The sequence below is a fragment of the Rothia koreensis genome (genome assembly GCF_004136575.1).
Classification (GTDB): Bacteria; Actinomycetota; Actinomycetes; order Actinomycetales; family Micrococcaceae; genus Rothia; species Rothia koreensis.
This window is the reverse complement of the sequence record NZ_NOIQ01000041.1, coordinates 1-8,281: the sequence shown is the minus strand read 5'-3', so window position 1 is coordinate 8,281 and position 8,281 is coordinate 1. Positions and strand designations below refer to the sequence as shown.

6 protein-coding genes and 1 pseudogene are annotated in these 8,281 nt (G+C 65.4%); 2 read left to right on the top strand and 5 right to left on the bottom strand.

Features of this window, described 5'->3' with window-relative positions:
• Window positions 1-681 precede the first annotated feature (681 nt).
• The 5 genes and pseudogenes from EWU68_RS12900 to EWU68_RS12880 all read right to left on the bottom strand — a co-directional run bounded on the left by EWU68_RS12900 (window position 682) and on the right by EWU68_RS12880 (window position 5,307).
• Complete coding sequence (locus EWU68_RS12900; protein ID WP_238692474.1) at window positions 682-1,881, bottom strand: acyl-CoA dehydrogenase family protein; 1,200 nt, start codon at window positions 1,879-1,881, stop codon at window positions 682-684.
• Between the two features lie 51 nt (window positions 1,882-1,932).
• Window positions 1,933-2,061: pseudogene (locus EWU68_RS12895) on the bottom strand (AMP-binding enzyme); the annotation flags it as partial.
• 19 nt (window positions 2,062-2,080) lie between these two features.
• Complete coding sequence (locus EWU68_RS12890; protein ID WP_129316598.1) at window positions 2,081-3,232, bottom strand: acetyl-CoA C-acetyltransferase; 1,152 nt, start codon at window positions 3,230-3,232, stop codon at window positions 2,081-2,083.
• 44 nt (window positions 3,233-3,276) lie between these two features.
• Window positions 3,277-4,041, bottom strand: a complete 765-nt coding sequence (locus tag EWU68_RS12885) for an SDR family NAD(P)-dependent oxidoreductase (RefSeq protein WP_129316597.1) — start codon at window positions 4,039-4,041, stop codon at window positions 3,277-3,279.
• 60 nt (window positions 4,042-4,101) lie between these two features.
• On the bottom strand, window positions 4,102-5,307 hold the full coding sequence (locus EWU68_RS12880; RefSeq protein WP_129316599.1) for an acyl-CoA dehydrogenase family protein: 1,206 nt from the start codon (window positions 5,305-5,307) through the stop codon (window positions 4,102-4,104).
• A 155-nt stretch (window positions 5,308-5,462) separates the two neighbouring features.
• Here EWU68_RS12880 and nadE point away from each other — a divergent pair, with 155 nt between their 5' ends.
• Window positions 5,463-6,284 (top strand): ammonia-dependent NAD(+) synthetase, encoded by an 822-nt coding sequence (nadE, locus tag EWU68_RS12875; protein WP_129316596.1) that lies wholly within the window; start codon window positions 5,463-5,465, stop codon window positions 6,282-6,284.
• Window positions 6,285-6,448: 164 nt separating this feature from the next.
• Window positions 6,449-8,224: an AMP-binding protein gene (locus EWU68_RS12870; protein WP_129316595.1), complete on the top strand. Its 1,776-nt coding sequence runs from the start codon at window positions 6,449-6,451 to the stop codon at window positions 8,222-8,224.
• The last annotated feature ends 57 nt before the right edge of the window (window positions 8,225-8,281 follow it).

Below are 8,281 nucleotides of genomic sequence, written 5' to 3'. Positions count from 1 at the left end.
GGGTCGATCTCAACTCAGCCCGCCCGCGTTGGGTGGCGGTTACCCGATACGGCGGCGGTTTCCGACGGCTGGAGGGTCCAAACTCGACTCAGCCCGCCCGCATTGGGTGGCGGTTACCCGATTCAGCGGCGGTTTCCCACCTTTGAAGGACTCAATCTCGACTCAAGCTGCCCACGTTGGGTGGCGGTTACCCGATTCAGCGGCATTTGCCCACGTTAAGAGGGGGTTTAGCCGCCACCTTTTGGTGGGAATCGCCTCTCAATCGGGTAAACGGCACCTCGCTGGATCACGCACGGACACGACGTCGTCGGCATGGCCTCGAGGCGGCAATTCCGTGCATCATGCGCGCCGAGGTGGCAATCGCGTGCATCCGTCGCGCCGAGGTGGCAGGTTTGTGCGGATTTTGCCGTGAAAACCGCACAAAATTGCCGCCTCGGCGTGAAAAACGCACGGGATTGCCACCTCGGCTGCGCTCGGCGCCGTCGTTCCGTCGTGAATAACCGGCCCCGACCATGCAATCGGTAAAGCCCCAGGTGAGGGGCCGGTTGTCGCCAAGTCGCGATTCCAGCCGGTCCCGCGCCGCGACCTGTGCCGCGTCCGACGCCGGCCCCATGACCCACGACCGGTCCCGCCCGGCGTCCCGCCCCGAGACCCGCCGCCACGCGTCCGGCCCCGCCGCGGTCAGGCGAACGCCGACTGGCCCGTGATGTCGCGGCCCACGATGAGCCGCTGGATGTTCTCGGTGCCTTCGTAGGTGTGCACGCCCTCGATGTCGAACATGTGCCGGATGACGTGGTTCTCCAGCAACACGCCGTTGCCGCCGAGCATGTCGCGCGCGGTCGCGAGGACCTTCCGGGCCTTGGTCGTGTTGTGGACCTTGAACAGGCTCGCCTGCTGGTCGCGCAGGGTCCCGGCCTCCTGGAGCTTGGCGATCCGGGCCGACATGAGTTGCATGTCGGTGATTTCGGACAGCATCTCGACCAGGCGCTCCTGGATCATCTGGAACTTCGCGAGGGGTTTGCCGAACTGGATCCGCTGCTGGCTGTAGCGGAGCGCGGCCTCGTACCCACTGATCGCGTGGCCCAGGGCCGACCAGGCGACGCCGACGCGCGTCTGGACCAGGACCACCGACACGTCCTTGAAGGTCCTGACTCCGGGGAGCACGTTGGACTCGGGAACGCGCACGCCGTTGAGGCTGATCCGGGCCTGGTGGATGGCCCTGAGCGTTCCTTTGCCCTCGATGACTTCTGCCTCGTACCCGTCGGAATCCTGATCGACGATGAACCCGCGCACGTTGTTCTCCTCGTCGCGGGCCCAGACCACCGTGATCCCACCCGAAGCGCCGTTGCCGATCCACTTCTTCTCACCCGTAAGTACGTACTCGCCGCCGTCCTTGACCGCCTTGGTCTCCAAGGACACGGAATCCGAGCCGTGATCCGGTTCCGTGAGGGCGAAGGATCCCAGGAGGCTCGCATCCGCAAGCGCATCCAGGTACTTCTTCTTCTGCTCCTCCGAGCCGAACAGGGCGATCGATCGAAGGGCCAGTCCGCCCTGCACGGCGACGGCCGTCGCCATGGAGCCGTCCCACCGGGACAGCTCCATGGTCACCAGGCCCGCGCCCAGCGGGGACATTTTTCGGTGCCCGGGGATGTCCAGACCATCGGTCATCAGGTCCAACTCACCGATGCGACGCACCAGGTCCAACGGGTATTCGGAGCGGTCCCAATACCCGTTGATCAGCGGGAGGATCTCACGCCCGTACTGACGCGCGGCGTTCCAGGCGGCGCGGTCATCATCGGTCGCGTCGGAGAAGACGTCCAGGTAGTCCGTGTCCACGGGGTCGGTCACGTCATAGGAAATTTCGGGGTTGACCGCGTTCACGGTCCCTCCTTCGGTTTGGGGGTCTCGTTCTCTTGCTTCGCGCCTCGGGCGTCATCGACCTTTCGAGGCTGCGGAACGAAGGTCTCTCTTCAATATCTTGCCCGACTGGTTGCGGGGAAGCTCGTTCACGAACTCAACGCGTTTCGGAACCTTGAACGGGGCCAAGTGCTCCCTGACGTGGTTCGAACTGCCCATACGGTCAGTCCATCCTCTCGATGATGGTGACGTTCGCCTGGCCTCCGCCTTCGCACATGGTCTGGAGCCCGAAACGGCCTCCGGTCTGTTCGAGGGTGTGGAGCAGCGTGGTCATGAGTCGCGCACCGGTCGCCCCGATGGGGTGGCCCAGGGCGATGGCGCCTCCCCGCCGGTTGACCTTGGACATATCCGGTTCGAGCTCGTGCGCCCACGCGAGAACAACCGTCGCGAAGGCCTCATTGATCTCGATCGCGTCCATGTCCTCCAGGGACATGCCGGTCCTCTCGAGAGCACGTCGCGTGGCGCGGATGGGCGCCGTCAGCATCTGCACGGGATCATCGCCCCGGGCCGAGAGGTGGTGGATTCGCGCCCGCGGGGTCAGACCGAATTTCTCGACCGCGTCGGCCGAAGCGATCACGAGGGCCGCCGCCCCGTCCGAGACCTGGGAGGCCGACGCCGCGGTGTGGATCCCGCCGGGGCGGACGGGCTCCAGTTCCGCCATCTTCGCCCGATTGGGTTCGCGCGGTCCTTCGTCCTTCGTGACGTCACCGACGGGGACGATCTCGTCGTCGAAGTCGCCGGCCGCCCAGGCAGCGATGGCCCGGCGGTGCGACTCGGCGGCATAGGTTTCGACGTCGTCCCTGGTGAATCCCCACCTCTCGGCCATCAGTTCGACACCGCGGAACTGGGATATTTCCTGCTCCCCGTAGCGGCGGGTCCACGACTCGGCGCCTGCGAAGGGGTTCGGGAATCCGAGGTCACCGGTAGCCGTATTGGCCCACCCGAGCGGCACGGAACTCATCGACTGGACGCCCCCGGCCACAACCAGGTCGCTCGTTCCCGACATCACGGCCTGCGCCGCATAGTGGACCGCTTGCTGTCCTGATCCGCACTGACGATCGATCGTCGTGCCCGGGACGGCCTCCGATCCGCCCGCGGCGAGCCATGCCGTCCGTGCAATGTCGAAGGACTGCGGCCCGACCTGGTCGATGCAGCCCAGGATCACTTCGTCGAACTCCTCCGAAGCCACCCCCGTCCTTTCGATGGCGGCTCCCAGGGGAACAGCCGCGAGATCCACGGGGTGGGTGGTCGAGAGTCCGCCTTTTCGGCGTCCGACGGGGGTACGGACGGCGTCGACAATATAGGCCTCGGGCATGTCTGCTCCTCTTGGGGGTTCGGAGTGGTCGGATCTGCGGCGTTCTACCTGGGCGACATCCGGATGGCACCGTCCATGCGGGTCACCTGGCCGTTGAGATAGTCATGGCCGATGATGTCCATGGCCAGTTCGGCGTACTCCACGGGCTTCGCCAGGCGGTGCGGGAACGGGACCGACTTCTCCAGCTGAGCACGGAACTCGCCGTCGACCCCCTTCATCATCGGGGTGTCCACGATCCCGGGCGCGATCGTGTTGACTCGAATCCCCTTGCTCGCCAGGTCACGGGCCGCGGGAAGGGTCAGGCCGACGACGCCGCCTTTCGAGGACGAGTACGCGGCCTGCCCGATCTGGCCCTCGTAGGCTGCGACCGAGGCGGTGTTGATGATGACGCCGCGCTGGCCGTCGTCGTCCACCGGGTCCGTCTGCGCGATGGCCTCCGCGGCCAGCGCCAGAACCTGGAAGGTCCCGATGAGGTTGACCGTGATCACGGACGTGTACGCGGAGAAGTCGTGGACGCCGTTCTTCCCCAGGATCCTGGCGCCGAGACCGATGCCCGCGCAGTTGACGGCTACGCGCAACGGACCGGTTCCGCCGTCGACCGCTTCCGCGACCCCCGCCTTCACCGAATCCGGGTTCGTCACGTCGACCTCGACGTAAGTGATTCCATCGACCTTCTCGGCCTTCTCGATAGAGGCCGCGAGGTCGAAGACGTAGACGTGCGCCCCGCGATCGACCAGGGCCAGCGCGGTCTCATATCCGAGTCCCGACGCTCCGCCGGTGACAATTGCGGAAATCCCCTGAACATCCATGCTTTTCCTCCTCGTTGTCGAATGGGCCGCCCGATTCCGGGCCGCCCGATACTGCTGCATCTACACGAATGCCGAAACGCCGGTGATCGCGCGTCCGACAATCAGTGAGTTGATCTCGTAGGTGCCCTCGTACGTGTACAGGATCTCGGCGTCACAGAAGAGCTTGCCTGCCTCGTAGTCGCTGGTCACACCGTTGCCGCCCAGGAGCGCACGTGCTTTGGCCACCGATTCTCGGGTCAGCCGGGTGCCCGTGGACTTGCCGAGGGCCGCGTGCATCATCTGGAGTGTTCCGGCCTCCTGCTCGCGAGCCACCTGCATCATGAGCCCCAGGGTCGCGTGGGCATTCCCCGCGATCTCGGCGATCGCCTGCTGAATCAGTTGGAATTTGGCCAGCGGGCGGCTGAATTGTTCGCGTTCCGTGGCGTAGGCGCGGGCGACGTCGAGGGCGGCCATCTGGAGACCGTAGGCCTGCCAGCCGACCCACACCCTCGAATTGCGCAGCATCTCGTTGACGCTCGCGAAATCCTCGGCCAGCGGAAGGTGGTTTTCGGCCGGCACGCGGACGTCGTCGAGCTCGATGTCCGCGTTCTGCATGATGCGCAGGCCGATCTTGTTGCGGATCTTGGTTGCGGTGTACCCGGGGCGGTCGGTCTCGACGATGAAGGCCTTGAATTGGTGATCCTCCGTGTCACGGGCCCAAACGAGGGCGAAATCCGCGATGGTTCCGGCCCCGATCCAGCGTTTGCTTCCCCGAATGACCCACTCGTCGCCGTCCCGGGTGGCCGTGGTCTGGATGCCCCCGGCGATGTCCGAGCCGTGATCCGGCTCGGTCAGGGCGAAGGCTCCGATGGCCTCGAACCGACGCAGCCTCGGCAACCAGGTCCTTCGCTGTTCCTCGGACCCCAGTTGATTGATCATCCCGACGATCAGTTCGTTGTGGATTCCGACGAGTGCCGAGAGGGAAACGTCCGCCCGTGCCGTCTCGGCGTACACGAGCCCCCGGTAGAGCCAGGTCGTGTCCGTGAGCTCGAGTTCGCCGAGGCCCAAGTCCGCGAGGCCGGGAAGCAGATCGAAAGCGAAGTCCTCGCGATTCCAGTAGTCGATGCTCTGGTGACGAACGTCGGACTGCAGGTGCTTGCGAATGCTGTCGTAGGAGGCGCGTTCCTCGTCATTGAGCAACGAGCGCACGTCCAGCAGGACGCCGTCGGGATGCGGCATGCCCGTGGGAGGCTCTCCCACCGGCGTGGTTCCGGATAGTACTGACATCACAATGCCTTTCCTTGTGGGAAACCATGGTGCACGCTCGGATATGGCGTACATCACAGGTAGTCGTGACCCTACCGGAACAGGGAGCGGTTGTTCCAGAACATCACTGAGGCGCACGCAACATTGCCGAAATACCGCCGGTCTATCATGGGCCCATGCGCGAACTTCAGGCTCACATCATTCAGGACATGGGCGTCCGCCCCAGCATCGACCCCGCGGAGGAAGTGAGGCTGCGCGTCGACTTCCTGTGCGACTACCTCAAGGCCTCCCGCGCCAACGGTTTCGTGCTGGGGATCAGCGGAGGGATCGATTCCTCGCTGGCCGGCAGGCTGTGCCAGCTCGCCGTCGACAAACTCTCCGAGGAAGGAACCGACGCGGACTTCGTGGCCGTGCGCTTGCCGTATCGCGCCCAGGCCGACGAGGAAGATGCCCAGTCGGCCCTCGAATTCATCCAACCGAAAACCAGCCGGACCTTCGACGTCGAGCCCGGAACCACGGGGATCGAGCGCGAATTCCGTCGGGCCACGGGCCGTGACATCGCCGATTTCAACAAGGGCAACGTGAAGGCGAGAATGCGCATGATCGCCCAGTACGCCCTCGCCGGCGAGAAGAACCTGCTGGTGGTCGGGACCGACCACGCGGCGGAGTCGATCACCGGATTCTTCACGAAATTCGGCGACGGCGGGGCGGACATCCTTCCGCTTTACGGACTCGACAAGCGCCAGAACAGGGAACTGCTGAAATACCTCGGAGCCGATGAACGCGTGTGGGCCAAGGTTCCGACGGCCGACCTGCTCGACTCGACCCCCGGACGGACCGACGAGGACGAGCTCGGCATTACGTACGACGTCATCGACGACTTCCTGGAGGGCAAGGACATCGAGACGGACCAGGCCGAGGCGCTCGAGGCCCGCTACCTCCGCACGCGCCACAAGCGCACGACCCCGGTCACCATCCTCGATCAGTGGTGGAAGTGACGGGGCGCCGCGGCACTCTTCGCCCCGCGACGTCGGCCGTCAGTCGCGTCATCGCATGACGCAGGGGCGGCCGGTTCTTTTGCGACACGGGCCCCTCAGCTACCCTGATACAACGTGAGTTGCCTCACACAGTAGTGAAGCAGCACGATATCGAGGGAGGGCCCATGACCATCACCGACCAGTTCCGTCAGGCCAGAGACCGTCTCGTCGCACTGCGCGAGGACTATCACCGGGCGCGCGAAGAATTCGAGTGGCCCCGTTTCGAACACTTCAATTTCGCGCTGGACTGGTTCGATGCGGTCGCGGCCACTCCCGAGCGGGCCGACCAGAACGCGCTCGTCGTCGTCGAACAGGACGGTTCGTCCCAGAGGCTCACGTACCGGGAAATGTCCGCCCGATCGAGTCAGGTCGCCAACTGGATGAGCAGTATCGGCGTGCGTCGGGGCGACCGGATGATCCTGATGCTCGACAACCAGGTCGAGCTGTGGGAGTCGATGCTCGCCGGGATCAAGCTGGGCGTCGTCCTGCTTCCGACCACCACGATGCTCGGCCCGAAGGACCTGGACGAACGCGTGACACGCGGTTCGGTCTCCTGGGTGCTGACCAATTCGGGAAGCGTCACGAAGTTTGCGGACGTGCCCGGGGATTTCTCCGTGATCGAGACCGGTAATCTCACCCAAGGCGCCGTTCCGGGCCGCGACCACTACTCCTACGAAGACAGTCGGGCAGCATCCGAGACTTTCACGCCGGAGGGACCCACACCGGCGGACGAGACCCTGTTGCTCTACTTCACCTCGGGAACGACGTCGCGCGCCAAACTGGTCGAGCACACGCACACCTCGTACCCGGTCGGCCATCTCTCCACGATGTACTGGATCGGTCTGGAGCCCGGCGACGTCCACCTCAACGTCGCCTCCCCCGGCTGGGCCAAGCACGCCTGGTCCAACATCTTCACCCCATGGATCGCCGAGGCGACGGTATTCATCTACAACTACTCGCGGTTCGACGCCGCCGCCCTGATGAAGACCATGGACGCCGAGGGCATCACGAGCTTCTGTGCGCCGCCCACGGTCTGGCGCATGTTCATCCAGGCCGACCTCTCAACCCTGAAGACGCCTCCCCAGAAGGTCGTCGCCGCGGGCGAGCCGCTGAACCCCAAGGTCATCAACCGGGTCCGCGAAGCGTGGGGCGTGGACATTCGGGACGGCTTCGGCCAGACCGAGACCACCGTGCAGATCGCGAACACGCCCGAGCAGAAGCTCGAGGTGGGAACCGTCGGCCGGCCCCTTCCCGGGTTCGACATCGTACTGGTGGACCCGGTCTCGGACGAAGTGGTCGAGGGCACCGGTGAAGGCGAGGTCTGCATCGTCACCGATCCGCGCCCCGTGGGCCTCATGGTCCAGTACAAGGGCGATCCGGCCAAGAACGACGAGGTGTTCCGCAACGGCGTGTACCACACCGGCGACATCATGAGCCGGGACGAAGGAGGCAACTTCACCTACGTGGGCCGCGCGGACGACGTCTTCAAAGCCAGCGACTACAAGCTCTCCCCTTTCGAACTCGAGTCGGTGGTCATCGAGCACCAGGCGGTGGCCGAGGCCGCCGTCGTCCCCTCGCCCGACCCGCTGCGGCTCGCTGTGCCGAAGGCATACGTGGTCCTCAACGCGGGTCACGAGCCGACCGCCGAACTCGCGGAGTCCATCCTCGCCCACTGCCGCGCCAACCTGGCCCCGTACGCCAGGATCCGACGCCTGGAGTTCTTCGACCTGCCCAAGACCGTGTCCGGGAAGATCCGCCGCGTCGAGCTCCGCGCCCGCGAGCGCGCCTTCCACGGGCCCGAGGGTGAATTGACGGATTCCTCCCGCGGCGAGCGCACGACCACGCAGGGTTACGGCCACGAGTTCAGCGAAAGCGACTTCCCCGGCCTGAAGAACGCCTGATTCCGGGGTGTGCGGCGGGTTAGGGGAGGTTGGCGCGGGTTGAGGGCGGGTTAGCGC